The organism is Streptomyces sp. V4I2, assembly GCF_030817655.1.
Taxonomy (GTDB): domain Bacteria; phylum Actinomycetota; class Actinomycetes; order Streptomycetales; family Streptomycetaceae; genus Streptomyces; species Streptomyces plumbiresistens.
Genome location: NZ_JAUSZM010000003.1, coordinates 10,512,049 through 10,538,006, shown reverse-complemented (window position 1 = coordinate 10,538,006; position 25,958 = coordinate 10,512,049). Strand labels below are relative to the sequence as shown.

Sequence of the window (25,958 nt, the reverse complement as noted above, 5' to 3'; positions counted from 1 at the left end):
TGGAGGCGGCGGGGATGTCGCCGGTGCGAGCAAAGCCGAGAACTGGGGGGATCGCCGAGCGGCGCGGCCACGCCCGCTTCCTGGCCGAGCAGCCGCCGTACTCCATTGTCAGCCGTGCGGTCGAGGTCGCGGCCCCGACCACCGGGCCAAGCTCAGCCCGCCTATGTTCGACACGGCCAACCCAGCATCCAGGTCTATGAGCAGGCTCGCTGCTCGCTGCCTGCATGCCGACAGGGACGCCCCCTATTCACTCACGCCGTGGCCTCCGTTCTTCGAGAGTGTCGCCGCAAGCATCCGATGCTGGTCTCCGCTCTTCGAGCGGCGGCTGAGTTCGGCGGCGTACTGGGCGCTGGGGGCGCCCGCGGCGGCGGCCCAGCCAGTGGCCGCTCCGATGGAGATGCCAAGGACCTCGCTGAGGACGGCGGGGGGCATCTGCGCTGCGAGGTCGATCAGCGCGCTGTTGCGTCCGCGCCGGGAGGGCAGGCCGTAGGACGCGAGGCGCGTGCGCAGTTGGCAGGAGCTGCGGTGGCGGCCCGGGTGGGCGCCGGGCAGGACCCAGGAGTGGTCGGTGCTCCGGCCGAGCGCGAGGGCACCGTCGCGGTCTTCAGCGAGGTGGATCAAGAGCTGGTCCAGCGGTGGGGGGACGGTTATGGGATGGGGCCGAGGGCGAGACGGACGCCTTCGTCGGTGGTGAGGACCTGGCCGGTGGTGAGACTGGCAATCTTGGTGAGGGGCTGGCCGTAGAGGAGGACCAAGAGGCCGGCGACGCGGTCGACATCGGTGATGGAGTCGTCGTGCAGGAAGCGGTGGACCAGGCGCCAGCGGTCGGCGTCGTCGGGCAGCGTCCGGTATGGCCTGCCGCTGGGTATCGGCGGGAAAGTGATCGGGCGCCGAATGTGGTTGTGGCGGGCGGCCCACCGGACGAAGTTGCGGGCCTTGAAACGCATCACGGTGCCCTCTGCGAGCCAGGTGTCGATGTCGTGCTGGCTGCAGGTGGTGAGCGCGGTGCCTTGCTCGCGCAGCCAGTGGAGGAACTGGGCGGACTGGGCGAGGCAGTAGCGGACGTCGGCCGCGGTGTAGGCCGACAGAGGGCGGCCGGGGTGGTGCTTGTGGCGTAGTCGGCGTAGGTAGTGCCAGGTGACGAAGGCGTGCAGGAGCCGGCGCTCGCCAGGATCGGTGGTGTTCTTGAGGAACTGGGAGACCCAGCGTTCCAGCGCGGCGAGTTGCTCGTCGCGTTCGGGCAGCACGTGGGTCGCGACGAGGATCATGCGGAGCTGGCGGGTGCGGTCGGCCGGGGCGAGCTGGTCGAGCATGTCGTGGGTGACCGGCACACCGGCGTCGCGGATCTGATTGGGCAGCGCTGCCCGCCCGGGTCTGTTCAGCCACTCCGGTACCGAGGACGGCTTGCCGCTGGCCAGCGCGCGGAAGACGGGTTCCAGACCGGGGGCCACGATGCCGTGGTCGTCACCGAGGGCTTCACGCAGGCGGTCGGGTGCGGCGCAGGCTTCGCACAGGCCGTTGCGAGCGGGGATCGCGATCGTGCCGCACTCCGGGCACGGCTGCCTGCGGGTGGGGTCGTTGCGGTAGCAGGGCTCGCACACTGGATCGCCGCTGGTTCGACGTGTGCTGACGCGTGTCTCGTGCCCGCACCGGGCGCAGGTCTTGACGATGACGTGGCACGAGCGGCACAAGGGATCGCCCTCGGCGGTCCGGGTGACGACGCGTCGGCGCCGGCCGCAGCCGCTGCACTCCTCAGGCCGGTGGGAACACTCCGGGCACCGGGGCGAGGCGGTGTCCGCGCGGTAGCACGGGGTCATCCGTCGGCAGACGGAGCACAGGGCGACGGGGGCCCGTACGCACGCGAAGCACACGCCCGCATGGTCGCCGGTCTGGCGGACCTCGCCCGCACGACCGCATCGGGCGCACGGTTCGGGGTTGGACCGGTCTCGGCCGTAGCACGACCGGCACAGGCGCTGCCCGTTATGGCTGCGCCCGTATGCGCGGCGTTCCTCGCCGCACGCGGAGCATCGTTCGACGCGCATGCGCTGCGGGCACCAGGAGCAGGAGCGCAGTCCGCCGTGGGTCGTCGTCAGCCGCACCATGCGTCCGCACCAAGGACACGGCGGCACCACGGCGTTGCGGGCCCCGCGCTCGTTGAGGAGTTCGAGGAGAGTGACGAGGTGAGCCGAGCCCTGGGCGCCGCCGCCGGTGAGGAGCGAGGGGATGGCCGCAAGCTCGCAGGCGAGCTTGCGGACGGCGAACGGTTTGGGCGCTGCCTGCCGCAGGATCTCCTTCAGCGTCGCTTCGTCCAGGCCCGTGTCCAGCCGGACCAGGTGAGCGAGGACCGCAGCCGGGTACTGGTCGGGATCATCCCGCCGGGCGCCCTGGGCGCACTGGCTGCGCCCGTGTCGGTCCCGGCGGGCCACCGACCGGACCACCCCGCAGACGCTGCACACCTCCTGGCGCGCGAATCGCCGGTGTCCGCAGGTCCCGCAGATCCGTACCGCCCCTTCAAGGTAGGGCAGCGGCCTCTGCCGGCCACAGCTTCCGCAACCGGCCGGTACCACGCGCGTGGCCCCGGCCCGCCGCAGCGCGGCGATCAGCTCCCCGGCGATGCGCGGGCCCTGCGGTCGGCCAGAAGTCAGCAGGCCGGGGTCCTCCTGCAGGCCGCGGGCAAGACGGCGTCGCCGCGTCCGGTCCGGTGCCACCTGCGCCACCGCCATCGCCACAACATCCGCCCCCAGCTCCGCGCTCAGCACCGCCCGGCGGATCACATCGTCCGGATCGGCGGCATAACCCGGCAACTCCTCGGCCGTGCTCACCCGTCGGAATCCTTCACGATGCGGGCCCGCCGGGGCCTGAACGACCCGACGCCCAATCCACCGCCGTCGCCGGCAGCGCGCCGACGCGTCGGGGAGGCGGCGGCCACAGGCTCGATGAGCTCCTCCATCCGACAGTCGAGAATGTCCATCAGCGCCACCAGCGTCCTCAGGCTGAGCCGCTCCGGCTTCTCGACCACCAGGCGGTAGACCTGGCTCGGCGACAGGCCGATGCCCCGCTCGGCCAACAAGGGCCGCAGGTCAGTGGTGGAGAGCATGCCCCGGCTTGCCATGATCGTGCGCAGGTGCCACTGGTAGTCGAGCTTGCCAGTCATCACATCTCCTGGTCTGCGGCATACGCCCGGTCAAGAGCCTTGCGCATCATCGTGTCCATGAAGTCTCCGCTGACTCCCGTGTAGATGGCCGTGGTTGACGCAAACCGGTGCCCGACCTGCTGCTGCACGAACAGCGGCGTTGTTTCTGCCCCCGGCGCGGGCCTCACCTGCCCAGTACAGAAGCCGCATGCGGTAGAGCCGCTTGTCCAGCAGGCTGCTGATCTCCTCGAAGACCTGGAAGGCCTGGCGGCGCTGTTGCTCGCGCCGCTCCGTGTCGTGCTGGTGTGTCCAGGTGCGGCGCTGGAAAACGTATCCCAGTGCTCCCCCGAGCACGCTAGTTGTGCTGTCTCATGAGGTTGGTGCCACGAAGTCCTCGAATGTGGGCTTGCTGCGGGCGGTCAACGCACCAGGGGGAGGAAGATCGTGTCGACAATCTCCTCGATGACGTGATCGGGTACCGGGGCGAAGGTCGAGAGGATCTCGTGGCGCAGCAGGACGAAGGGGAGGGTCTTGATGCGCTCGGTAAGGAGCTCCGGCTTGATCTCGCCGCGGTCGACGGCGCGGTCGAAGAGGGTGTCGAGCGCTGCTTTGCGGCCCGTCGCGACGGGATCGAACAGGCTGCTGGGGCTCCTTCCGGTTTCCCGGTAGTAGCTGGCCAGGTGCGCGTACATCACGGTGACCAGCTGCACATGAGCGGTGCCGATCTCCCGCATGAGTGTGAGGACGTCCTCCCGCAGACTTCCCTTGTCGGGAACGGCGGGGCGGGACTTTGCCAGGATGTGGACGATGGTTGCCCGGATGAGTTGGTCGCGGTCAGACCAGCGTCGGTAGAGCACCGGAGGGCTGGTGCCCGCGCGCTTGCCGACGGCGTCCATGGTGAATCTGGCGTAGCCGTTGTCAACGAGCTCTTCCCAGGCCGCATCGAGGAGCGCCTTCTCCAGTGCTGCACCGCGGCGGCGCTGAGTCATCACTCACCCCTTCCCTCGTAGATAGATTTGCCTTTCTTAAGATACCGGCTTACCTTGAAGGGAGTAAGAAAGAGTCCTCTATCCTATAAGGCGCTGACCGTGAGCACATCCAACGAGGCCGGGCCCGCCCCCGCCGATACCGGCCGCGTAGACCCCGCCGTGTTGCGCATGGCGATCACTCTCATCGTCGGCGCCCTCGGTGTCGTCTTCGACACCACCATCATCAGCGTCGCCCTGAACAGCCTGGCCAAAGACTTCGACGCCCCGCTGTCAACGATCCAATGGGTCAGTACCGGCTACCTGCTGGCCGTCTTCATAACCATCCCGCTCGCCGGATGGGCCCAGTCACGGATCGGCGGCCGGCGCCTGTGGATCGCCGCTCTGGGCGGGTTCCTGGTCGGCTCGGTCCTGAGCGCCCTGGCCTGGAGCGTTACGAGCCTCATCGTCTTCCGTCTCGTCCAGGGCCTCGCCGGCGGCATCATGATGCCGCTGATGTACACCCTGCTCATGCAGGCCGCCAAGGGCCGCAACATCGGCAAGGTCATGGCCGTCATCACCGTGCCCACGGCGCTCGGCCCGATCCTCGGCCCGGTCCTCGGCGGTCTCATCCTCCACCTGGCCGACTGGCGATGGCTGTTCTTCATCAACATCCCCTTCTGCCTCGTCGGCACGTGGCTCGCCTGGCGCAACCTGCCCGATGACCGGCCCGCAGCCGACAGCCCCGGTGCCCGCCTGGACGTTGTCGGCCTGCTCCTGCTGTGCCCGGGTTCCGCAGCCCTCATCTGCGGCCTCTCCCAGGTCGACGGCAGCACGGACTTCGCCACCGCCAAGGTCCTCATTCCGCTGCTCGCCGGGCTTGCTCTGGTCGGGAGCTTCATCGCCTGGGCGCTCGCCCGTGACACCGGCTCACTGGTCGACGTGCGGATGTTCCGACACCGCTCGGTGGCCTCGTCCTCCACCCTGCTCTTCCTCGGCGGCATCTCCCTGTTCGGTTCGATGATGCTGCTTCCCCTGTACTTCCAGCAGGTCCGCGGCGCAACCCCACTCGGCGCCGGACTGCTGCTCATCCCCCAGGGACTCGGTGCCCTCGTCGCCCGCGGCCTGGCAGGCAAGTACATGGACCGCGTCGGCCCCCGCGCGGTGGCCCTCGTATCCACCGCCTTCGTCGCCGCATCCACCGTGCCGTTCGCCTTCGTCACCGCCGACACCAGCGAAATCCTGCTCATGGCCGCCCTGTTCATCCGGGGCATCGCCCTGGGCGCTGCCATGATCGCGCCCATGGGCGCCGCCTTCGTAGGGCTGGAGCACGAGGAGATCCCTGACGCCAGCATCATCACCCGCGTCGCCCAGCAGATCGGCGGCGCAGTGGGCGTCGCCATCCTCATCGTCGTCCTCCAGCAGAACATCGGCGACGCCCACACGCCCGCCGCCCTGGCCAACGGCTTCGATCACGCGTTCTGGTGGTGCGTGGCCCTGACCGCCGCCGCTGTCCCGCTCTGCCTGCTCCTGCCCAGCCTCCCCCAGTCGACAGCCCCCGCCGACAGCAAAGCAAGGGAGATCGACAAGAGGTCGGATTCGGCGCCGCACCGTACGAGGAGGGAGCAGCCACGATGACCGACGTGGACGTGGGCGGTGGGGACCGGCTGGCGCTGGCAGTGCTGGTGCAGTACCGGATGGCCACCACTGAGCAGATGCACCTGGTGATCGCGCCGGGGGTGCGGATCGAGCAGACCCGGCGACGGCTGGCCAAGCTGCGTACCGAGGGGCTGGTCGACCGGGTCACGCTACCGCGGGCCGGGCGGACCCGGGTGTGATAGCGATTCTTGAAAACGGTTCTGACCGCAGTTCCGTGAATGCCCAGGTCAGGGGCGGCATGCAGGAACGTTCCTCTGCGGGACATCCTGCGCATGGGGGTCGAATCGCTCGCTGATGTTCTGTTCTCCGGTTTCGATGTGCGGTTGACGCACGTCACCGAGGCCGCCGACGGGCTGGTCATCGAGGCGGTCGCGTGCGGGCCGCCACCACGTTGTCCGGGATGCAACTCGCAGGCATCGAGGGTGCATTCGGCGTACGAGCGGGGCCTGGCCGGACTGCCGGTGAACGGCCGGAGCCTGACCGTGCGGTTACGGGTCCGGCGGTTCTTCTGCGACCGCGATCGATGTACGCGGCGGACGTTCGTCGAGCAGGTCGCCCAGCTCAGCGAGCGGTACCGCCGCTCCAGCCTCGGACTGAAGCAGTGGCAGCACGCGGTCGCCGTCGAGCTCGGTGGTCATCCCGGTCAACGGCTGTGCCGACGGCTGCGGCTGAAGTCGGGCCGGACCCGGCTGCTGGGCCTGCCCACGGAGCCGGCCGCCCCAGAACGGGCGCCGCGCGTCCTGGGCGTCGACGACTTCGCGTTCCGGAAGGGGAAGCGGTACGGCACGCTGCTGGTCGACGTCGAATCCGGCCGCGTCGTCGACGTCCTGCCCGACCGCGAGTGCGACACCTTCGCTGCCTGGCTCACTACGCATCCCGGCGCGGAGATCATTTGCAGGGACCGTGCCACTGCTTACAGCAAGGCCATCAAGGAGGCCGCTCCGGGCGCCTTGGAGGTCGCAGATCGCTGGCACCTGCTGCAAAACCTCGGCGCGGCCGTGGAGAAGACCTGCCACCAACACCGCTCCTGCCTGCGGAAACACGCCGAGGAGGAGACCGAGGTGTCGGTGACGGCGACCGTCACGATCACCGAGTTACCGACCGCCGAACTGCCCCGCACCCAGATCATCGAGCGGACCCGGCAGCGTCACGCCGACGTCCACCGACTAGTGAATGCCGGCTGGACCATCAGCGCCATCGCCCGCCGCCTCCACCTGGACCGCAAGACCGTGCGCCGCTTCCGCGACACCAACCTCGACATCCTCCTCGCCTCCGCCCGCGACCGACGCCCCACCGGCGTCCTCGCGCCGTTCAAGGCATACGCCACCGCCCGCTTCACCGACACCGGCGGCAGCATCACCGCACCCCAGGTCCTCACCGAGATCCGAGCCCAGGGCTACCGCGGCAGCGTCCAGGCCATCCGCAAACACTTCGCCGCCCTCCGCGACGGCACCGCCGAACCCGTCCGCGCCGACATCCCCAGCCCCCGGAAGATCACCTCGTGGATCATGTGCCGCCGGGAAGACCTCCGTCCGAAGGACGACGAACGACTCCTCCAAGTCCGGCTCGCCTGCCCGGACATCACCCGCGCCTGCGACCTGCCCCGCACCTTCCACGACCTGGTCACCCACCGCCGCGGGCACCTGCTAATGGACTGGATCCGCCAGGCCGAACAGGACGCTCCCGCACCTGTCCGTGGCTTCGCCGGCTTCCTCCGCCAGGACCTCGCAGCCGTCACCGCCGGCCTCACCCTGGAATGGAGCTCCGGCGTCGTCGAGGGCAACGTGAACAGAGTGAAAACGATCAAGAGGAGCATGTACAACCGGGCATCCTTCCGGCTCCTCCGGATCCGCATCCTCACCCGACCATGCGCTTCACGAAACTACGGCCAGAACCTTGAAAACGGCTCTGTCCGCGGTTCCGTGATTCCGCAGGTCAGGGTCCGGAACGGCGGATCGTTTCGGCAAGGTGTTTCATGCCGTGGCGAGCAAGACGGTCGAGGATGTGCTGTTTCCCGGAATCGGTGTGCGAGTGGAGCGCGTGAGCGACTCCTCCGACACCTTGGTGGTGGAGGCGGTGTCCACCGGTCGGCCGGGCCTGTGCCCGGACTGCCGGAAGCGGGCAAGACGCGTGCACAGCTCGTACCAACGTGCCCTGGACGAGCGTCCGTTGGGCTCCCGACGGGTCGTGGTCCGGCTCCGGGTGCGACGGTACTTCTGCGACCGCAGGAGCTGTTCCCGCAGAACGTTCGTCGAGCAGATCGCCGGTCTGACCGAGCGGCACCGCCGGTCGAGCACCGGGCTGACGGGCTGGCTGCAGTCCATCGCGGTGGAGCTGGGCGGCCGTCCTGCCGCGCGGCTGTGCCGCCGCCTGCGGGTGGCCGCGGGCCGGACCCGACTGCTCAGGCTGCTGACGGCGCCGCCGGTTCAAGACCGTGCCCCACGGGTGCTGGGAGTGGACGAGTTCGCCTTCCGCAAGGGCTGCACCTACGGCACCGTCCTGGTCGACGTCGAAGCCGGCCGGGTCGTGGACGTGCTGCCCGACCGCACCTCGGAGACGTTCGCGGCCTGGCTGACGGAGCATCCCGGAGCGGAGATCATCTGCCGCGACCGGGCCACCGCCTATACGAAGGCGGTCAGAGAGGCGGCCCCCAACGCCCTCGAAGTTGCCGATCGCTGGCATTTGCTTCAGAACGTGTCCGCCGCGGTTGAGAAGACCTGTCATCAGCACCGCGACTGCCTGCGCAAACCCGCCGAGCAGGAGACCGTGCCGCCGGTTCCGGAGCCGGTGCCGATGGAACTGCCGGTGCCGGAACTACCCGGCACCCAGATCATCGAACGGACCCGCCATCGCCATAAGGACGTCCACCGCCTGGTGGAGAAGGGCTGGACCGTCAGTGCCATCGCCCGCCGTCTGAATCTCGACCGCAAGACCGTGCGCCGCTTCCGCGACACCGACCTCGACCAGTTGCTGGCCTCCGCCCGCGACCGCCGCCCGAATGGCGTGCTGGAGCCGTTCAAGGCGTACCTCAACGCCCGCTTCACCGAGACTCAGGGCCAGGTCAGCGGCACCCGCCTGTTCCTGGAGGTCCGCGAACGCGGTTACCGGGGCAGCCGCCAGGTCGTCCGCAAACACCTCGCCGCCCTGCGGGCGGGCACCGCCGAACCGGTCCGGGCCGACATCCCCAGCCCACGCAAGATCACCTCGTGGATCATGCGGCCCCGCGAGACCCTCACCGAAAGCCAGGACAAGCGACTGCTGGAGGTCCGGCTCGCCTGCCCGGACATCACCCGAGCCTGCGACCTCGCCCGCGCGTTCGCCGATCTCGTCCGTCACCGGCGCGGATACCTGCTACTGGAGTGGATCCGCCAAGCCGAGCAGGACGCTCCGAAGCCGATGCGGGGCTTCGCCGGCTCCCTCCGCCAGGACCTCGACGCCGTCACCGCCGGCCTCACCCTCCCCTGGAGTTCCGGAGTCGTCGAAGGCCACGTGAACCGGGTGAAAACACTCAAGCGGGCTATGTACGGACGGGCTTCATTCGAACTCCTCCGGGCCCGGTGTGGACGTTCACGTATTTCCCCGGGGCTGAGTTCACGTAATTCCCCAGCCCCGGGCGCCGATGGCGGCTACTTGACCGACGGCTTGGTGGGCTTGTCGGTGGGGTTCTTGGGGCGCTTGTTCGGGCGGTAGCTGGGGCCGTTCATGATGACCTGGTGGCTGGTGTTGATGAGCCGGTCGAGGAGGGACTCGGCGACGACGGGGTTGGGGAAGAGGGGATACCAGTCGCTGGGCGCCCGGTTGCTCGTGATGATCAGGGACCGCCCCTGCCGCTCGCTGACCAGCTCGTAGAGGTCGTCGGCGTGGGCCACGGAGAGCTGGCGCATGGCGAAGTCGTCGAGGATGAGAACGTCGGGCCGTACCAGTTCGCGGATCCGTTTCTCCCAGGTGCGGTCCGCGTGGCCGCCGGCGAGTTCGGCGAGGATCCGGCTGGTCTTGGCGAAGCGGACGTGGGCGCCCTGCCGGACAGCGAGGTGGCCGAGGGCCTGGGCGATCACCCCGCACGACTTCCGTCGGCTCTTCGCGACCGACATCGTCAACGGCGGACTGCCCATCCACATCGGCGCAGCCTTCCTCGGACACCTGAACCTGCAGACCACTCAGGGTTACGTCGACCCTCGGGAATTGCATCAGATGGGCGAGAATCCGCAGATTGCGAGCTCAGGTCGATGGGCTGGCGAACTCCAAGGCTACTACGAACTAACGGCCTGAGCAGGCATGTTGCCAGACGGATCCCGCCTGATGCATGATCTGCCCTCCAGAAGGGATGGTCTGGAGTGGTGCATCAGCAGAAGGTGGCCCTGGCCGGGGCGGCTCACATGGAGCTCGTCTCCGGCGTGGTCCAACTGCGTCCGGAGGACGCGATGTTCGACGCGATGCTGCGGGGCTGGAGGGCTCAGCAGAAGTCGCGAGGGCTGAAGGACGAGACGATCGAGCCGCGGATGCGGCTGGTCCGCCGGTTCCTTGAGTTCGCGAACGAGTACCCGTGGCAGTGGTCGCCGGCCCACATGGACGAGTGGTCGGCCTCTCTGGCGGGCGAGAAGCATCTGGCGCCGTCGACGATCCGCAGCTACCAGAGCGACGTCCGACTGTTCACCGAGTTCCTCATCGACGCCCGCTACGGGTGGGGAACTGCCTGCGAGGAAGCTTTCGGCACCCACCCGGTGGCGGTCGCCCATGAGTGGAACACCCTCCCTCACCTGCAGGATTACGAGGGGAATCCGGAGGCGAGGCCGTTCACCCGCGAAGAACTGCAGCGCTTCCTCGACTACGCCGACGACCAGGTCGCACGCGCCGTGAAGTCCAAGCGCAAAGGCGCCCTCGCCGCCTACCGCGACGCCACCCTTTTCAAGGTCATCTACGGGTGGGGGCTTCGCCGGACCGAGACGTCCAAGCTGGACGTCGTCGACTTCGGACGCAATCCGAAGGCTCCGCAGTTCGGCCGATACGGCACACTCAACGTCCGTTATGGCAAGGCGAAGAAGGGGCAGCCGCCGCGACGGAGGAACGTGCTCTCAGTGATGGACTGGGCTGTTGAGGCGGTCACCGACTACGTCGAGAACGTCCGTCCGCGCTTCGGATTTCCCGACCACCCGGCCCTATGGATCACCGAACGTGGTGGACGCCTGCAGCCCGGCTCCATCAATGACCGGTTCGAGGCATACCGAGATGCCTTAAAACTCTCAAAAGATCTAGTTCCGCACTCAATCAGGCATTCGTACGTCACGCATCTGACCGAGGACGGGATCGACCGTCGATTTATCCAGCAGCAAGTCGGCCACGACTGTGACAGCTCCACAGCCATCTACACGCACGTCAGCGACGACTTCATGAACACTGCCCTGAGCAAGGCCCTGGCCCCGGCGTTCGCCGGCGTCTGACGAGGAAGGACCCGATGATGGCCGCCAAGCTCGACTACCACTGGCACCTGCGCAAAGTGATGGCGGATCGCGGGATGTTCTCCACCACCGACCTTCTCCCGCCGTTGAAGGAACGTGGCATCACGTTGTCCACGAGCCAGGTCTACCGGCTCGTCGTCGAGCGACCGGAGCGACTCAGCCTGAAGATCCTCATGGCCCTGCTGGACATCCTGGACTGCACCATGGATGACCTCATCGAGCCCGTCACCGGGGCCGGTGCCGCGGCGAAGCCGAAGAAGGCCGCCGCGGGCGGGACCGCGGTCTCCGAGGGGGTCGGTGATCTGCGGCCGCGGCGGGCCCGGATCACTGGGGTCGACCGGTGACCGAACTGGCCGAGGAAGTCCTGACGGACCCGGTCGGCCTGGTGGTACGGCTGGTCAGCAACGTCGAAAAGCACCTGGATACGGCTCGTATCCGCGACATCGTCTGCACACTCGTACGCACACGAGCCGGCCGCCGCAACCTCGCCCAGGCCCTGCACGACAACCCCGCGCTGTTGCGGACTGGCAGGCCACCGGCGCCGTTCCGCGTCGCCAAGCTGCTGATGGCCCTGCGCGAGGCTGGCGCCCAGGACACCGCCCTGCCCCACTGCGGGGAGTGCGGGCGCCCCCGCCCCTACGTCGGCAGCCGCTCGGGCGGCCGATGGGGATGCTCACCTTGCTTTGATAAGTCCGCAGTCTGCGCGGGCTGCCACCAGCAGCGACGAGTCGTCAGCCGGGACCGGCACGGCCAGCCCCGATGCGCGAAGTGCCCCGACACCGACGGCGATCCGCTCAAGGAACTCACCCGACTGATCACCGGCATCGACCCCGCACTCGATGCGGACACGATCCGGACCGCTCTAGAACGATCCACGAAACGGCTGGCCGGGCAGCGTCGACTGGCTTGGGCGGTGATCGCCCGCCCCGAACTGCTGACCAGCGTCGGCCACGAGGCCCCCACTCCGGCGGTGCTGCGATTCATCGGCGAACTCGTCGCCAGCGGCGCCACCACCACCGTGGTCAGGCCAGCCTGCGCGCGCTGTCGCGGGGTGAAGGCGCTGTCGAAGCTTCTGGACGGAAAGCGGGTCTGCCGGGCCTGTTTCGCTCGACACGCGGCCGTCCCCTGCACCCGTTGCGGTGCGGTCCGTGAACCTGCCACCCGGGATGCTGCCGGTCAGCCGCTGTGTCCTACCTGCCTGATCCGCGACCCGGCCAACCTGGAGGTCTGCGTCGGCTGCGGGCGCCGTCAGCCTGTTGCAGTCCGGCTCGACGACGGCGTCCGCTGCCCGAGTTGCGTGCCGAAGGTGGTCAGGGAATGCGGGCTCTGCGGCCGCACCGCCCGTTGCGAGATCTCCCGGGCCACCGGGCAGCCCTGGTGCGAACGCTGCCAGCAGCGCTGGGCGACCTGCTGCAGCTGCGGCACGGTTGCCCAAGTCCGCGGCGGAACCTGGGAGGAACCGTTGTGCGCGAAGTGCACCAACCCCGACCCCGACTTCTGGGGCCGGTGCCCCACCTGCGCGACCACCTGGCAGCTCGGCTCCCACCCCTGCCAGCGATGCGTCCTCGACCAGCAGCTCCGCCGCCTCCTCGGCGCCAGCGCCGAGGAGGCCATCGCCCCCGAGCTCGCGCCGTTCCACGAAGCACTGATGAGCGCCGAGCGGCCGGACACCGCCCTGGCTTGGATTTCCCGATCGCAGGTCCGTGACCTGCTGGAACGCATAGGCCGCGACGAGCGTCCCGTCACCCACGACAGCCTCGACGACCTCCCGTCGGGAAAGGTGCTCGCTCACCTTCGCAGCGTCCTCGCCGCGACAGGCGTCCTACCGCCGCGCGACGAACGACTCGTCGCCCTGGAGAAATGGATCACCACAACCGTCCAGGCTCGCGCAGACCTCGCCGAACGCCGGATCCTGCACGGTTACGCGGTCTGGCACCACCTGCGCCGGCTCCGCCGCCGCCTCGGCGACCAGCACACCAGCCAACTCCAGGACATGAACGTGCGCTGCCACGTCAACGCCGCCGACAACTTCCTCACCTGGCTCGCCGGCGAAGGTCTCACCCTGGGCGTCTGCACACAAGCCGACCTGGAACGCTGGATGACCGATCCCGCCTTCCGCTACCGCGACGAGACCGGCCACTTCGTCCGCTGGTCCGTACAGCATCGCCATGCCCACGGCCTCATCTGCGGCGCCGTCCGCTGGACCGGCCCACAGGGCACCATCGACAGCGAGAAACGCTGGGCGGACGCACGACGCCTCCTCAACGAGGACACACTGCCCACCGCCGACCGAGTCGCTGGGCTGCTGCTGACCCTTTACGCGCAGAAGATCTCCACCATCAGTCAACTCACCGTCGAGGACGTCGACTTCACTGGCGAGACCGTCGCGATCACCTTCGGAGCTTCGCCCGTCATCCTTCCGATGCCGCTTGGTGCCTTGGTCCGCGAGGTCGTCGCGACCCGACGCGGCAAGGCCAAGATCGGCACTCCGGACGATGTCCCTTGGCTCTTCCCCGGCGGACAACCAGGGCGTCCACTCAGTGACAGCCAGGTCAGTCTGCGGCTGCACAAGATCGGCATTCGGCCCCAACAGGACCGCTCAACAGCCCTGTTCACCCTCGCCGCCGAACTGCCCGCCGCCATCCTCGCCCGGATGCTCGGCATCCACATCCAAGTCGCCGTCCAATGGCAGAAGGCATCCGCTGGGGACTGGGCCGCCTACGCCGCCGATGTCAGCAGCCGTGTCCCGGAGAACCAATGAAGCTACCCATCACCATCCACCAAGCACGGCTCGGATCCATGGAGTTCAAGGTCATCCGACCCGCCCGGCCTCTGGTCCACGCAGTGCTCATCGACCACGATCGGCACCTGGACACCTACCTCGATCAGGACGCCGCCCAGCGAATCGGCGGGCTATGGACGCTCGCCGCCTCTTCACCACGCTCACTGGTCCACCTGCCGATGCGTGGGAACCGCGGCCCCTCCCGCGAGCTGCCAGAAGACGGCACGCGACAGCTTGATCTCGTGCTGTTGCACCACTCGCTCCAGTTCGCACCCTCCCGCTGGAAGGAAGTGCGCGGGCGACTCGGCCCAGGGCGTCCGCAGACCGTGACGCTGCCCGGCCCAGGACACACCGACGAAGCCGCGATTGATCACGAGGCACGGCACTACCAGGAGAACCGGGATCTGTTCCATCAGCATCTCCACGCCGAGACCCTGTTCATGACCGGCAGCGCGAAGGTGTTCAGGGACACCGCCCGGCACTTCCTCGACGTCGCCCGAAACGGCCCCGGATACGTCCCCGTCCATCCGAGCTATCCGCACTTTTGCACCGAGCTCCACTCCAACGACGGCATCCTCGGCGACGCGCGCGAGATCCACATCGAGTACTGCGACCAGTGGGACTCATATCCCCGACCGACAGGACCCCGCCGACCATGACATTCAACGATCACCTCCAGCACCTCGTCGAGAAGGCCCTCGCATCCATCTCGGCCACCGATGCCGGCGACATCTACGCTCTCTCCTTCCTCATCGACAACGAGGACGACGACCCTCGTCAGCCGACCCTGACGGTCGGCTACAACACTGAAGCTCAGGCTCAACGCACCATCCAGGACGCCTCTGACCAAGCAGAAGCCCGCTGGAACCACGCCTTCTGGATCCAGAACGAGCTGACTGTGGTCGGCGACCTGACCAGCGACCCCGGCGGCGCCATCGCTCGCCAGGGGTGGATCACCGAACTTGGATTTTGGTACGAGGAGCCGACCGACCTCGCCGACTGGGATTCAGTCATCGGGCCACTCGCCGCGCAGATCGAGTCCCACTTCAACCAGACCTGCTGCCAGCTCGCCCGAACCCTCCATACGACCGGCGTCATCGAGAGATCTGTCGGCCGAACCGTGCCGGTGATCGTCCATGAGCTGGAGTACTACGAGGCGATCGCCCGGCAGACCGAGGCCGCCAACCCGCCCGGCCTCGCCGACGAGTTCACCTCATGGGTCCGCAATGGCTGAGGCATTCGGACAGTTCCAATACCCGACTCCACCATTAGCGGTCTTCGCCGAGGACATCGTCAAGCACTACCAGAAGTTCCTCAACCACCGCCGAGCCCTGCGCCCCGAAGGCGAGTACGTCGATGTCACGCCCGACGAGTGGGCGGAGTTCGAGGAGCACTTCGACAAGCGCAAGGTCGAGCTCGGCAACTGCGCTCGCCCTTATGGATCACCCTGCCAGCATGAACACGCGTGCATCAGATGCCCGATGCTGCAGGTCAACCCGAAGATGCTGCCCCGACTCGCCGAAATCGAGAAGGACTTGATCCTCCGCCGCAAGGGAGCCGAGGAAGAGCAGTGGCTCGGCGAGATCGACGGCATCGACATGACCCTGGCCTTCGTCCGCACCAAACAAGCCGACGCCGCTCGACTCGCACAACGGTCACCCGTCGCCCTCGGCATCCCGACCACCCGTCCCCAGCGCAACTGACCACCACGATCGCCTCTCCGCCTCGGAGGTCCGAACGAACCCTCAGTGGGCCCCAGTGCCTTTCCCCGAAGGTGAGGTCCCGCCATAGCAAGAAGGGGTGGCCACCAATGAGGATGCCCGTCATGACCACTGACCAGAACCTCGTCCCCCTCCGCCCGACGCACTCCACACCCCTCGTCTTCGGCACGGGAGCGGCCATCGGCGTGCTGGGCGGGATAATCGGGCTGGGGCGGCGCAGAGTTGCGCCTGCCACTACTGATCAGCCTCTTCGGGTTCGCGGCACTCTCGGCCGTCATCCTGAACAAAGCGATGAGCCTGGTCGTGGTCCTGGTCGCCCTGCCCGCCCGACTCGCGGCGGTCCCGGCTGCCGAGGTCGCCGCACGCTGGCCAGTCGCGGTCAACCTGCTGGCCGGCAGCCTGCTCGGAGCCTGGGCCGGAGCAAGCTGGGCGGTCCGCATGCGGTCCTCCACCCTCTACAAGGTCCTGGCCGCTCTGATGGTGCTCATGCCGCCGCCCTGGTCGTCACCCACACCACTACCCTGGACACGCTCGCGGTCCCGCGATGGGCCCAGGTCCCATGCGGCGTCGCGGCCGTATTCGGCATCGGGGTGGTCGCCGCGATCATGGGCGTCGTCGGAGGCGAGCTGCTGATCCCGACGATCGTGCTGCTGTTCGGAGAAGACATCAAGACCGCCGGAAGCCTCTCCCTGCTGGTCTCCCTGCCGACGATGCTGGTCGCGTTCGCCCGCTACAGCCGCGACGGCAGCTTCTCCGTCCTCGGCGCCAACATCCGTTTCACCACGATCATGGCCGCAGGCTCCGTCACCGGCGCGGTGCTCGGCGGATTGTCCGCGCCGAGGTGTTCGGCGGGCTTGAACGACGTGTACGAGGCAGCGACGTTGCAAGGGCGAGGGCCCCGAAGGCGAGGACCGCGGCTACCGTCCGGACGGCGTGGGCGATCTGCCAGCGGTCCCGTACGTTGGTCCAGTTGGAGGGCGGGGACTGGGCGTTCCAGTGCAGTTGATCGGAGTTGATGGGCAGGTTGACGGTGAGCGTGAGGCCGAGAACGAGGACCAGGAGGGCGAGTGCGGCCACGGTCGGCCATCGGGTGTTTGTTCGGTAGGTCTGGTAAGCCAGTACCGCTGTGGCGATCAGCGCCGGCAGGAGTGTGGCGACGGCGAGTTTGTCGAGGGAGTCGAGTTCGACCAGCCGGACCTGGGTGTAGACGGTGCTGTCGAAGCCGCGCAGCGAGAGTTCCAGGACGAGGACTGACGTGAGGAATCCGGCGAACAGTCCCGCGCATACGAGGCTGACGAAACGGGCGCACTTCGTCATGATCACGCTCTTTCGTGATGGGTGACCCGGGCGGCGAAGGGGCGGGCGGGACGGCCGAGGCGTCTTCTTGACCTTGTTGGTGGCCGTCGCGGGTCGTCGCTTGTTTCCTCTGTCGCAGCCCGGGTCGTGTGCGTGGCTGGTTATGGGTCAGTTCGCGATTCCTACGACCTGCTCGATGGTGTCCGGCTGGTTCACCATGGCGAGCATGTGGTGGGCGACGTCGGCGCGTGGCACGGAGAACCCGCCCCGGATGTTGCGGTTCCACGCGGTCCGGTACGTGCCGGTCAGGGGCTTGTCGGTGAGTTTGGGCGGGCGCGACACCGTCCATTGCAGTCCGCTGTCGCGCAGGATCTGCTCGGTGACGGCGAGGTCGGCGTAGTGCCGGCCGAACATGGCCCGGGTCAACGGGACTCCCAGGTGGCGCATGAAGAAGCCGTCGCCGGGATCGTGCCTGGGTGGCGTCGGCCGACCCGGCAGCGGCACCGGTCCGACGGGTGCAGCGCTGACGATGATGATCCGCCGGACGTGCTCGGCCTGCATCGCCGCGACGATCGCGCGGGTACCACGGGAGGTGATGCCCGCGTCCGCGCGCGGGTTTCGCGGGCCGAGCGCGGACAGTACGGCGTCGGCGTCGCGTACCGCCGCGGCGAGCGTCCGCATGTCGGGTCGGGTGAGGTCGACGGCGACCGTCCGGACACCGCTCGGCAGCTCACGTGGGCGGCGGGCCACGGCGGTGACGTCATGCCCGCCGGCCACCGCCTGCTCGACCAGGTGCCGTCCGATACCGCCGGTGGCGGCCACGATTGTGAGTTTCATCGGGGTCCTCCTGCGGTGAAGGCGGCACGGTGGTCTTGCGCCCAGGTGGCGTACGTACGTGCCGGGCGGCCCAGCAGCCGCCGCACGGTGTCGGTGGTGGGCCCGGCTTCGCGGGCGTAGTCGGCCAGCGAGCCGAGCAGCCGGTCGGGTATTTCGTCGGGCAGGCCGGCGGCGAGCATGCCGCGGCGGATCTCGTCCGGTGCGGCCTCGACGAACGGCAGTGTCCGGTCGAGCGCCGTGCCGAGCGCCGCGACCTTCTCCAGTTGGCTCAGCGACTGCTCTCCGGTGAGCAGGTACGTCTGACCGCGGTGCTGCGGGTGGGTCAGGGCGAGGGCGGCCACCGCGGCGATGTCACGCTCGTCGACGGTCGAGGTCCTCGCGTGCGGGTATGCCCCCCGCACGGTCCCGGTCGCCCGGATCTGCCCGGCCCAGGCCAGCGTGTTGGCGGCGAAATCGGCGCAGCGCAGGATCGTCCAGTCCAGGCCGCTCCCCCGGGCGATGTCCTCGACCGCGTGGAACTGCTTCCGGAAGCGTGCGTGCCCGGCCGGGTACTGCACGGTCACGGCGGACAGTACGACCACTCTTGCCGCGCCCGTCTCGCGGGCGCGGGCCAACAGGTCGACAGCGGTGGGACCGGCGGCACGCGGGCTGAGCAGGATGGCCTCCACGCCGTCGAGGGTGGGGACCTTCGCGGGGTGGACGAGCTGTGTCCCCGCGGGGAATTCGGCGTGCGGGTCGCGGGTGACAGCGGCGACTTTCGGTCCCCCCTCGACCAGGAGGCGGACGGTTTCCCGGCCGACGACGCCAGTGGCCCCGGTAATCAGGATCATGACTGAACCCCCAGTGGGTGTGTCGATAATCGATCTTGCGCGCTGGATGAGCGCGGTTCATATCGCGGGAAGACGTCACGGACGAGCCGTGCGCCAGGATCATCGGCATGCGGCACTGAAACCTCCGGTCCTGCCCTGTCAGGCTGGTCGGGAGATCACTGGGTTTTACGGGTCTGCTTCACTTCCTGGTCGACGGCCCAGGCGTCAGCGACCGGGCCGAGGTGGCTGAGCTTGTCGGGGTTGATGACCGCGCGGATCGTCTGGATCTGCCCGTCGAGTGTGTCGAGGGCGAGGATGTGGAGGATTTTGCCGTCGCGGTCGCGGAAGAGCGCGCCCGGCTGGCCGTTGACCTCGTGCGGTTCGAACGTGATGTCGATCCGGGCCATGAGCGGGTAGACGGTGGCGAGCAGCCTGGCCACGTTCTCGGCGCCGGTGACGGCCCTGGCCAGCTGCGGTGCCTTGCCACCGCCGTCCCCGATGAGCTGGACGTCGGCGGACAGCAGATTCTGCAGTCCGTCCACGTCTCCCTGCGTCAGTGCCTCGAAGAACCGCCTCGCCAGCTCCTGCCGCTCCTGGCGGTCCGCTTCGAACCGGGGCCGTCCCTCGTGCATGTGGCGGCGTGCCCGTACGAGCAGCTGTCGGCACGCGGCCTCCGAGCGCCCCACCGCGGCGGCGATCTCGGCGAAGCCGAAGGCGAAGACCTCCCGCAGCACGAACACCGACCGCTCCAGCGGACTGAGCCGCTCCAGGAGCAGCAGCGCCGCCATCGACACCGAGTCGGCCAGCTCCGCCGCGCGGGCCGGGTCCTCGTACGGATCGTCCAGCAGCGGCTCGGGCAACCACGGTCCGACGTACTTCTCCCGCCGCACCCGGGCGGAGCGCAGCACGTCGATCGCGATCCGGGTCACCGTGGCTGACAAGAACGCCTTGGCCGACACGGGCCGGGTTCTCGAGGCGTCGTAACGGAGCCAGGTCTCCTGTACCGCGTCCTCCGCCTCGCCCACGCTGCCCAGGATCCGGTACGCGATCGAGAACAGTAGCGGCCGCAGCTCCTCGAACTCCTCGACCTTGCCCACGCCGACTCCCCCCTTTGCGGTCTGTGTGCCCGGCCGGACCCGTGCCGGCGAGGCATCTTTCGAAGATCATCCGATGTGTGAGCGGACCTGACAACGCCCGCGCCCGCGGACGACCTGATGGCCTTGAGCATGGCGTCCCGGTCTCGGCAGGCCTGACCCGGGCCAGGGGTGCGGTGGCGGTTCAGTGGAACTGGCCGACCTGGTAATCGCCGGCCGGCTGCTGGGTGATGATGTTCAGCCGGTTCACCGTGTTCATGAACGAGACCAGCAGCACGAGGGCCATGAGCTGCTCCTCGTCATAGTGCTGGGCGGCACGCGCCCACACCTCGTCGCTGACCCCGGTGGCCGCGTCCGCGACCCGGGTCCCCTGCTCCGCCAATGCGAGTGCGGCGCGTTCAGCCTCGGTGAAGACCGTTGCTTCCCGCCAAGCCGCGATCAAGTTCAGCCGCACCGGGCTCTCGCCGGCCGCGGCGGCTTCCTTGGTGTGCATGTCGATGCAGACCGCGCAGCCGTTGATCTGGCTCACGCGCAGCGCTACCAACTCCTGCGTCGTAGCCGGCAGCGGCGATTCCTTCAGCTCCCGGCCGACCGACAAGAAGTACTTGAGCGCCTTGCCGGCGGTCGGGCTGGCGAAGTAGTTCAATCGCGCGTCCATCGTGTGCTCCTCCACGTTCGTCGATGCCTTCACCTCCGAGACGAGAGGGCCCTCACGCCTGTGACACGACGCGGTGTGACCCACGTCTCTCCGCTGACCGGACTCGGGATGTCACAGGCCGAGTCGCTGCCTCGTCTCGGGTACGGAAGTCCTCGATCAGGGAGTTGATGATGAACGTCGCGCTGTGGATCATCGCTGGGGTGCTCGCCGCTGTCTGCCTGGTGGGCAGCTCCAAGATGTTCGTGCCGCAGGAGAAGCTGGCCGCGATGGGCTCTTCTGCGCAGTGGGTTCTGGAGTTCAGCCCCGGGACTCTCAAGGCCATCGGCTCCGTCGAGCTGCTGGCTGCGGTCGGCCTGATTCTGCCCGCGGTGCTCGACATCGCGCCGGTGCTGGTGCCGCTGGCCGCCACCGGACTCGTTCTGCTGTTCGCCTGCGCGGTCACCATGCGTCTGCGCCGTGGCGAGAAGGCCACGATCGCCGGCGACCTGATCTACCTCGCCCTTGCCGCCTTCATCGCATGGGGCCGTTTCGGCCCCGAGTCCTTCACCGGCTAACCACCGGCGCATATCAGTCGAGCGCCGAAGTGCCGGGTACACTCCAGGTCGTACCGATACACCTACCAGCCAACGGAGTTGGCTACAACATTTCTCTCTTCAGCAATGAACGCCCGCCTACTACAACAGCTTCGTCGCTTTTGAACTTGCGCCGCGCCGCACAAAGAACACAGCCGAGTGCCGGGACCCACGTCGGCTGCCGGAAGCGGGTTCAGGCGGACTGCTCGGCGGTGGCCGCCGTCTCGCGGCGCTGGGCCCGCAGCAGTCGGCGGCCCTGCTCGCCCTTGGCCCAGGTGTGGGAGCCGGGCTTGCGTGCCTCGTTCACCAGCTGCTTGACGGTGAGCTTGCACACGAGTTCCTTCACCTTCGCGCCTGTTCGGCCGCCGAGGTGGAGCCGCTTGGCGGTGTCGTCCTTGTGGGCGAACTGGAACATGCCCGCACGGCGCCCCAGGCTGATGCACTGGCCGGCGAACCCCAGGTCGATCGGTGCGGGCCGCTTGCCCGTGATGCGGCTGAGCACCGTGTCGGCGGCGTGTGCGCCCAGCGGGCCGGCGGCCTGGCAGCTCATCCGGAACGGCATGTCCGACGGTGCCGCCGAGTCACCGGCGGCGACGATCCGCTCGTCGTCGATGCTCGTCAGAGTCTCGTCGGTGAGCAGGCGGCCCAGAGTGTCGGTGCTGAGCCCGCTGCGGGCGGCCAGGTCCGGCACGCCGAACCCGGCGGTCCAGATGGTGACCTCGCTCGACAGCTCACGGCCGTCGCCGAGCCGCACGCTGTCGCCGGTCACCTCCGTGACCTTCGTGCCGGGGCCCTGCGACACCGTCACCCCGAGGCCGGCCAGCCGCTTGGCGAGCGAGCGGCGGCCGTTCGGGTGCAGGTAGGGGCCGAGCAGCCCGCCGCAGACCAGGGTCACGGTGCGGCCCGCCTCCGCCAGTTCGGCGGCGGTCTCGATGCCGGTCGGACCGGCTCCGACCACCGTCACAGGGGCCGTGGCGGGAGCGACGTCGAGGACCGACCGCAGGCGCCGCGCCTCCTCGAACGTGGCGATCGGGTGGACGAACTCGGCGGCTCCGGGTACGCCCGGATCGGCGCTGCCGCTGCCCACCGCGTAGATCAGGTAGTCGTAGCCGGCCGTGTCGCCGCTCGCCAGCTCCACCCGGCGCCTCGTCGCGTCGATCCGGGTCACGGTGTCGACCACCAGTCGGACGCGCTCGCCCAGGACCTTCCGGTAGTCGTTGACGGCCTTGTGCGTTCCGCCCGCCAGCTGGTGCAGTCGGATCCGCTCGACGAAGTCCGGGCGGGCGTTGATCAGCGTCACGGTCACGTCGTCGCGCTGTGTCAGCCGGTTGGCCGCCATGACCCCGGCGTATCCGCCGCCGATCACGACGACTTCGGTGTTCTCAGCCATGGTTTCTTTCCTCCGCTGTATAGGAATTCGCGTTTCAGGAATTCGCGCACGCAAGATGTCGACTTGGCGCGCAAGATGTCGACTTCGCACACCGTGACGGCGTGCGGGACGGATCAGCTGAGTCCGAGGCGCTGCGGCGCCGAGCCGCGGAGCGGGGTGGAGTCCAGGTACCGGACCTCGTAGATGCGTTCGCTGTACTTCCAGCCGTCGACGGTTCGCTCGTAACGGTCTTGGTAAAGGGCGTAGTTCAGGTGCGAGCTGCCGTCGCGCATCCGTCCGAACTCCTGGATGTACGCCCGGCCGGCCGCAGTGTCGCCGTCCAGCCGGATGACGCCCGGGTGGACGTTCTGCACGAAGAACTCCCAGAGCGACTGGCCCCACTCGATCCCCGCGCGGATCTCCTCGCGGCCGACGAACTCCTTGTCGATGTGCGGCCAGCGCATGGCGCCCTCGGGCGTGAACAGCGAGACGGCGCGTTCGAAGTCACGCATCATCACCGCGTCCGTGAGCTCGGCTCGCAGCGCCTCTATCTCGACGCGATCGGCGATGGCCCGCATGTCGCCCATCGGTTTCCCTCCCCATCCATGTGTGCGTCAGGCGGGTGCCGCCTGTCCGGTGGTGATGGATCCAGCATCGGTGCGGGCGAACAGCGGAACAATGTAAGGTTCCTTGGGCTATTCATAATGTGGCGGTTATGCATGGGTGGGGGTTATGCATGGAGCTGCGTGACATCGAGATCTTCCTGACCTTGGCCGAGGAGCTGCACTTCGGACGCACCGCGGAGCGGCTTCATGTGTCCCAGGCCCGCGTCAGTCAGGCCATCGCCAAGCAGGAACGGCGCCTCGGCGTCGTCCTGTTCGACCGCACCAGCCGGCGCGTCGCCCTGACCCCGGTCGGCCGGCGTCTGCGCGAGGACCTCCAGCAAGCCGTCGACCTTCTCCGGGAAGGGCTCGCCCGCGCCGAAGCGGCCGGCTCGGGGACGAGGCAGACTCTGCGCCTGGGTGTGTTCGGCCATGCCGGCCACGAACTGCGCCCCCTCATCGAGGCCTTCCGCTCCCGCCACCCCGGCAGCGATGTCCAGTTCGGCGAGATCAACGGCAGCGACCCGTTCACCGCGCTGCGCACCGGAGAGCACGACGCGCACGTGCTCTGGCTTCCGGTGGCCGAACCGGACCTCACGGTCGGCCCGACCGTGCTGACCGGAGGCCGCGTGCTCGCGGTGGCGGCAGACCATCCGCTGGCCGAGCGCGGCACTGCGTCCCTGGAAGACCTCGGCGACAACCATGTCGTCGACTTCGGCCCCGCCGCCCCCGAGTACTGGATCGCGGCCATGGTCCCCACGCGTACGCCGCTCGGCCGCCGTATCCCGCGCGGGCCCGCCGCGCGTACTTTCCACGAGGTTCTCTCCCTGGTCGCCTCCGGACAGTGCGTCCACCCGCTGGGCGAGATCGCCGCCCGCTACAACAGTCCCCCCGGCATCGTCTTCCTCCCCGTTCACGACGCCCCCACCATCCACTACGCCCTCACGTGGCGATCCACCGACGACAGCCCCACCCTCCACGCACTGGCCCAGACCGCCGCCGACCTCGGCCCCATCTCCATGTGACAGCGGATGACGGGCAGTTGATGGTCGCCGCTGCTGGACGCCAGGCCGGGCCCCGGCGATGGAGTGGCGTCCGCGCAACGTCAGCGCCTACCTGACGGTGTTCACCCGAAGCACCCCCGGACCGCGCAACGGGAGCGTCCGGCTGAGGACGAGGTTGGTGGTGGTGCTCCCGAACTCGGCCAGCTCGTCAACGATCTCCTCCAGGTGGGCCATCGACGTGGCCACCACCTTCATGGCGTAGCAGTCGTCTCCGGTGGTGCGAAGGCACTCCAGGATCTCCGAGCGCTCCTCCAGCAGCCGGCGCAGCGGCTGGTGCCGGGTTCCCGGCCCCGGGTACTTGAGCCGGACCACCGCCATCACCGGGTAACCGGTCCGCTCCGGGTTCACCTCCGCCCGGTACCCAGTGATCACCCCGGCCTCCTCGAGCCGACGCACCCGCTCCTTGGTCGCCGACGCGCTCAGGTTCACCCGCCGCGCCAGCTCGGTGAACGGGATCCGGCCGTCCCGTTGGACTTCTGCCAGGATCGCCCAGTCCGTCACGTCGAGACTCTCGGTCATACGCCCATTCTACCGGCGGATCCACGGCCGAACCGCCTCTGAACAGGCGGGAATCCCTTCTGGCGACCCATACGCCCTGCCTAGGGTTGGGCCCTATGAAGATCGGAGTGAACGTCCCCAATTTCGGCCCGGGCACCGACCCCGGAGTGTTGCGAAGCTGGGCCCAGACCGTGGAGGGCCTGGGCTTCGACCTACTGATGATCTCGGACCACATAGCCATTACGCCGGATGTCGCCGAGCGCTACCCGGCCCCCTTCTACGAGCCCTTCACCACCTTGTCCTGGCTGGCCGGCCTCACCACCCGTATCCAGCTCGGCACGACAGTCCTCATCGCTCCCTACCGGCACCCGCTGCTCACCGCCCGAATGGCGGCCAATCTGAATGAGCTGAGCGGCGGCCGGCTGATCCTCGGCGTGGGAGTGGGCTGGGCGCGGCAGGAGTTCACCGCCCTCGACATCCCGTTCTCACAGCGCGGACAGCTGACCGACAGCCACCTGCGGGACATCCGGGCCGCCTGGAAGGACACCGCCTCATACGGAGACCGCCGGATCCCGGTGTGGGTCGGCGGCAACAGCGACGCGGGGCTGCGCCGGGCCGTACGACTCGGAGACGCATGGCATCCGCTGCACCCCACCATGCCGTGGCTGCGCGAAGCCGCAGGCAGGCTGCAGACGTACGCGGACGAGCAACACTTGCCCGTGCCCGCCCTGGCTCCCCGCATCGCCCTGCGACTCACCAAGGAACCGGTCGACGGAGCGGGACGGCTCGCCGGTGAGGGCACCATCGACCAGATCATGGACGACCTCGACCAACTGCGGCTGCTGGGCGCCAAGCCCGTCGTCCTCGACACCTACCAGGGCGACCCCCACGCGACATGTCACCCGCAGGCGGCCTGGCAAGCCCTCGCCACCGTGGCCGCGCACCTTCTCCCGCCCAACACCCCACCCCGCACCACGAGGGAGCAGTCATGACCACACCCGACGACCACACCCTCCTCCGACAGGCCATCTCCCTCGCGGCCAAGGCACGCACGAGCGGCAACCCGCCCTTTGGATCTCTGTTGGCAGGACCGGACGGGACGATCCTGGCCGAGGAGCACAACACCACCCTCACCGACAACGACGTCACCGCACACCCGGAACTCAAATTGGCGAGGTGGGCCGCAAGAGAACTCGACGCGCAGACGGCGGCAGGCACCACCATGTACACCAGCTGCCAGCCGTGCGGGATGTGCAATGCCGTCATCCAATGGGCAGGACTGCGACGAGTGGTGTTCGCCCTGTCCAACGAACAGCTCCTGGACATCAGGCCGGGCAGCAGCCGACCGCCCGTGCCGCAGGACGGCCCCGCGCTGCTCGACGAGGTACGGGCCGCGGTCGAGCCCTACTACCGCTGACCGCCGGGCCCAGGGCAGAGCGGAAC

The 25,958-nt window shown here is 68.6% G+C and carries 28 protein-coding genes and 2 pseudogenes; 17 read left to right on the top strand and 13 right to left on the bottom strand.

All coding sequences use genetic code 11. From position 1 onward, the window contains the following. Positions 1 to 243 precede the first annotated feature (243 nt). The 4 genes from QFZ76_RS49515 to QFZ76_RS49495 form a co-directional block, all read right to left on the bottom strand. Complete coding sequence (locus QFZ76_RS49515) at positions 244 to 621, bottom strand: hypothetical protein (RefSeq protein WP_307679811.1); 378 nt, start codon at positions 619 to 621, stop codon at positions 244 to 246. 26 nt (positions 622 to 647) lie between these two features. Beyond that, a complete protein-coding gene (locus tag QFZ76_RS49510; RefSeq protein ID WP_307679810.1) occupies positions 648 to 2,822 on the bottom strand; it encodes a hypothetical protein in 2,175 nt (724 codons plus the stop codon). Next, positions 2,819 to 3,154: a helix-turn-helix transcriptional regulator gene (locus tag QFZ76_RS49505; RefSeq protein WP_307679809.1), complete on the bottom strand. Its 336-nt coding sequence runs from the start codon at positions 3,152 to 3,154 to the stop codon at positions 2,819 to 2,821. Before QFZ76_RS49505 ends, QFZ76_RS49510 begins: the two co-directional genes overlap by 4 nt. Before the next feature lie 398 nt (positions 3,155 to 3,552). Then, positions 3,553 to 4,122 carry a TetR/AcrR family transcriptional regulator gene (locus tag QFZ76_RS49495; RefSeq protein ID WP_307679808.1) on the bottom strand — a complete coding sequence of 190 codons (570 nt, stop codon included), beginning with the start codon at positions 4,120 to 4,122 and terminating at the stop codon, positions 3,553 to 3,555. 168 nt (positions 4,123 to 4,290) lie between these two features. Between QFZ76_RS49495 and QFZ76_RS49490 the strand changes: the two genes are divergently transcribed. The 4 genes and pseudogenes from QFZ76_RS49490 (at position 4,291) to QFZ76_RS49470 (ending at position 9,447) form a co-directional block, all read left to right on the top strand. Further along, entirely contained in the window at positions 4,291 to 5,736 is a 1,446-nt protein-coding gene (locus QFZ76_RS49490; RefSeq protein ID WP_307680374.1) for an MDR family MFS transporter, read from the top strand. Continuing rightward, positions 5,733 to 5,936, top strand: a complete 204-nt coding sequence (locus QFZ76_RS49485; RefSeq protein WP_307679807.1) for a replication-relaxation family protein — start codon at positions 5,733 to 5,735, stop codon at positions 5,934 to 5,936. Before QFZ76_RS49490 ends, QFZ76_RS49485 begins: the two co-directional genes overlap by 4 nt. Before the next feature lie 39 nt (positions 5,937 to 5,975). Next, positions 5,976 to 7,556 (top strand): annotated as a pseudogene (locus tag QFZ76_RS52120) (ISL3 family transposase); the annotation flags it as partial. A 181-nt stretch (positions 7,557 to 7,737) separates the two neighbouring features. After that, positions 7,738 to 9,447 (top strand): ISL3 family transposase, encoded by a 1,710-nt coding sequence (locus QFZ76_RS49470; protein ID WP_307679804.1) that lies wholly within the window; start codon positions 7,738 to 7,740, stop codon positions 9,445 to 9,447. Here QFZ76_RS49470 and QFZ76_RS49465 read toward each other — a convergent pair. After that, on the bottom strand, positions 9,384 to 9,875 hold the full coding sequence (locus tag QFZ76_RS49465) for an ATP-binding protein (protein WP_307679803.1): 492 nt from the start codon (positions 9,873 to 9,875) through the stop codon (positions 9,384 to 9,386). The two genes, QFZ76_RS49470 and QFZ76_RS49465, sit on opposite strands and share 64 nt — an antisense overlap. On the opposite strand from QFZ76_RS49465, the gene QFZ76_RS49460 reads away from it, so the two are divergent. The 9 genes and pseudogenes from QFZ76_RS49460 to QFZ76_RS52110 form a co-directional block, all read left to right on the top strand. Beyond that, complete coding sequence (locus tag QFZ76_RS49460; RefSeq protein ID WP_307680373.1) at positions 9,808 to 10,026, top strand: tyrosine-type recombinase/integrase; 219 nt, start codon at positions 9,808 to 9,810, stop codon at positions 10,024 to 10,026. The genes QFZ76_RS49465 and QFZ76_RS49460 overlap by 68 nt on opposite strands. A 107-nt stretch (positions 10,027 to 10,133) precedes the next feature. Continuing rightward, entirely contained in the window at positions 10,134 to 11,195 is a 1,062-nt protein-coding gene (locus QFZ76_RS49455) for a tyrosine-type recombinase/integrase (protein ID WP_307679802.1), read from the top strand. A gap of 14 nt (positions 11,196 to 11,209) precedes the next feature. Continuing rightward, on the top strand, positions 11,210 to 11,557 hold the full coding sequence (locus QFZ76_RS49450) for a helix-turn-helix domain-containing protein (protein WP_373464482.1): 348 nt from the start codon (positions 11,210 to 11,212) through the stop codon (positions 11,555 to 11,557). Beyond that, positions 11,554 to 13,974, top strand: a complete 2,421-nt coding sequence (locus QFZ76_RS49445; RefSeq protein WP_307679801.1) for a site-specific integrase — start codon at positions 11,554 to 11,556, stop codon at positions 13,972 to 13,974. The genes QFZ76_RS49450 and QFZ76_RS49445 overlap by 4 nt, the downstream gene beginning before the upstream one ends. Then, entirely contained in the window at positions 13,971 to 14,654 is a 684-nt protein-coding gene (locus QFZ76_RS49440; protein ID WP_307679800.1) for a hypothetical protein, read from the top strand. The genes QFZ76_RS49445 and QFZ76_RS49440 overlap by 4 nt, the downstream gene beginning before the upstream one ends. Then, complete coding sequence (locus QFZ76_RS49435) at positions 14,651 to 15,229, top strand: hypothetical protein (protein ID WP_307679799.1); 579 nt, start codon at positions 14,651 to 14,653, stop codon at positions 15,227 to 15,229. The genes QFZ76_RS49440 and QFZ76_RS49435 overlap by 4 nt, the downstream gene beginning before the upstream one ends. Beyond that, positions 15,222 to 15,698, top strand: coding sequence for an integrase (locus QFZ76_RS49430; RefSeq protein WP_307679798.1), 477 nt, complete (start codon positions 15,222 to 15,224; stop codon positions 15,696 to 15,698). The genes QFZ76_RS49435 and QFZ76_RS49430 overlap by 8 nt, the downstream gene beginning before the upstream one ends. A gap of 240 nt (positions 15,699 to 15,938) precedes the next feature. Beyond that, positions 15,939 to 16,349, top strand: coding sequence for a hypothetical protein (locus tag QFZ76_RS52115; RefSeq protein ID WP_373464481.1), 411 nt, complete (start codon positions 15,939 to 15,941; stop codon positions 16,347 to 16,349). Then, positions 16,307 to 16,504, top strand: a pseudogene (locus QFZ76_RS52110) (sulfite exporter TauE/SafE family protein); the annotation flags it as partial. The gene QFZ76_RS52115 and the pseudogene QFZ76_RS52110, both read left to right, overlap by 43 nt. Before the next feature lie 16 nt (positions 16,505 to 16,520). Here the strand turns inward: QFZ76_RS52110 and QFZ76_RS49420 are convergent. From QFZ76_RS49420 to QFZ76_RS49400, 5 genes are all read right to left on the bottom strand, one after another. After that, positions 16,521 to 17,033 carry an anthrone oxygenase family protein gene (locus QFZ76_RS49420; RefSeq protein WP_307679797.1) on the bottom strand — a complete coding sequence of 171 codons (513 nt, stop codon included), beginning with the start codon at positions 17,031 to 17,033 and terminating at the stop codon, positions 16,521 to 16,523. 147 nt (positions 17,034 to 17,180) lie between these two features. Beyond that, positions 17,181 to 17,849, bottom strand: a complete 669-nt coding sequence (locus tag QFZ76_RS49415) for an NAD(P)-dependent oxidoreductase (protein WP_307679796.1) — start codon at positions 17,847 to 17,849, stop codon at positions 17,181 to 17,183. Further along, positions 17,846 to 18,679, bottom strand: a complete 834-nt coding sequence (locus QFZ76_RS49410) for an NAD(P)H-binding protein (RefSeq protein ID WP_307679795.1) — start codon at positions 18,677 to 18,679, stop codon at positions 17,846 to 17,848. Before QFZ76_RS49410 ends, QFZ76_RS49415 begins: the two co-directional genes overlap by 4 nt. A gap of 155 nt (positions 18,680 to 18,834) precedes the next feature. Further along, entirely contained in the window at positions 18,835 to 19,755 is a 921-nt protein-coding gene (locus tag QFZ76_RS49405) for an RNA polymerase sigma-70 factor (protein WP_306972739.1), read from the bottom strand. A gap of 181 nt (positions 19,756 to 19,936) precedes the next feature. Then, positions 19,937 to 20,410 carry a carboxymuconolactone decarboxylase family protein gene (locus QFZ76_RS49400; protein ID WP_307680371.1) on the bottom strand — a complete coding sequence of 158 codons (474 nt, stop codon included), beginning with the start codon at positions 20,408 to 20,410 and terminating at the stop codon, positions 19,937 to 19,939. A 170-nt stretch (positions 20,411 to 20,580) separates the two neighbouring features. Here QFZ76_RS49400 and QFZ76_RS49395 point away from each other — a divergent pair, with 170 nt between their 5' ends. Beyond that, positions 20,581 to 20,964 carry a DoxX family protein gene (locus QFZ76_RS49395; protein WP_307680370.1) on the top strand — a complete coding sequence of 128 codons (384 nt, stop codon included), beginning with the start codon at positions 20,581 to 20,583 and terminating at the stop codon, positions 20,962 to 20,964. Between the two features lie 211 nt (positions 20,965 to 21,175). On the opposite strand, the gene QFZ76_RS49390 is transcribed toward QFZ76_RS49395, so the two are convergent. Next, complete coding sequence (locus QFZ76_RS49390; protein ID WP_307679794.1) at positions 21,176 to 22,372, bottom strand: NAD(P)/FAD-dependent oxidoreductase; 1,197 nt, start codon at positions 22,370 to 22,372, stop codon at positions 21,176 to 21,178. A 113-nt stretch (positions 22,373 to 22,485) separates the two neighbouring features. After that, positions 22,486 to 22,938, bottom strand: coding sequence for a nuclear transport factor 2 family protein (locus QFZ76_RS49385; protein ID WP_307679793.1), 453 nt, complete (start codon positions 22,936 to 22,938; stop codon positions 22,486 to 22,488). A gap of 149 nt (positions 22,939 to 23,087) precedes the next feature. Between QFZ76_RS49385 and QFZ76_RS49380 the strand changes: the two genes are divergently transcribed. Then, a complete protein-coding gene (locus QFZ76_RS49380; protein WP_307679792.1) occupies positions 23,088 to 23,978 on the top strand; it encodes a LysR family transcriptional regulator in 891 nt (296 codons plus the stop codon). Between the two features lie 87 nt (positions 23,979 to 24,065). Here QFZ76_RS49380 and QFZ76_RS49375 read toward each other — a convergent pair whose 3' ends face one another. Further along, positions 24,066 to 24,536, bottom strand: coding sequence for an Lrp/AsnC family transcriptional regulator (locus QFZ76_RS49375; RefSeq protein ID WP_307679791.1), 471 nt, complete (start codon positions 24,534 to 24,536; stop codon positions 24,066 to 24,068). Between the two features lie 95 nt (positions 24,537 to 24,631). On the opposite strand from QFZ76_RS49375, the gene QFZ76_RS49370 reads away from it, so the two are divergent. Both QFZ76_RS49370 and QFZ76_RS49365 read left to right on the top strand, forming a co-directional pair. Continuing rightward, positions 24,632 to 25,507 (top strand): TIGR03619 family F420-dependent LLM class oxidoreductase, encoded by an 876-nt coding sequence (locus tag QFZ76_RS49370; protein ID WP_307679790.1) that lies wholly within the window; start codon positions 24,632 to 24,634, stop codon positions 25,505 to 25,507. Next, the gene (locus QFZ76_RS49365) at positions 25,504 to 25,932 is read left to right on the top strand and encodes a nucleoside deaminase (protein WP_257536734.1); all 429 of its coding nucleotides are present in this window, start codon (positions 25,504 to 25,506) and stop codon (positions 25,930 to 25,932) included. Before QFZ76_RS49370 ends, QFZ76_RS49365 begins: the two co-directional genes overlap by 4 nt. Positions 25,933 to 25,958 lie beyond the last annotated feature (26 nt).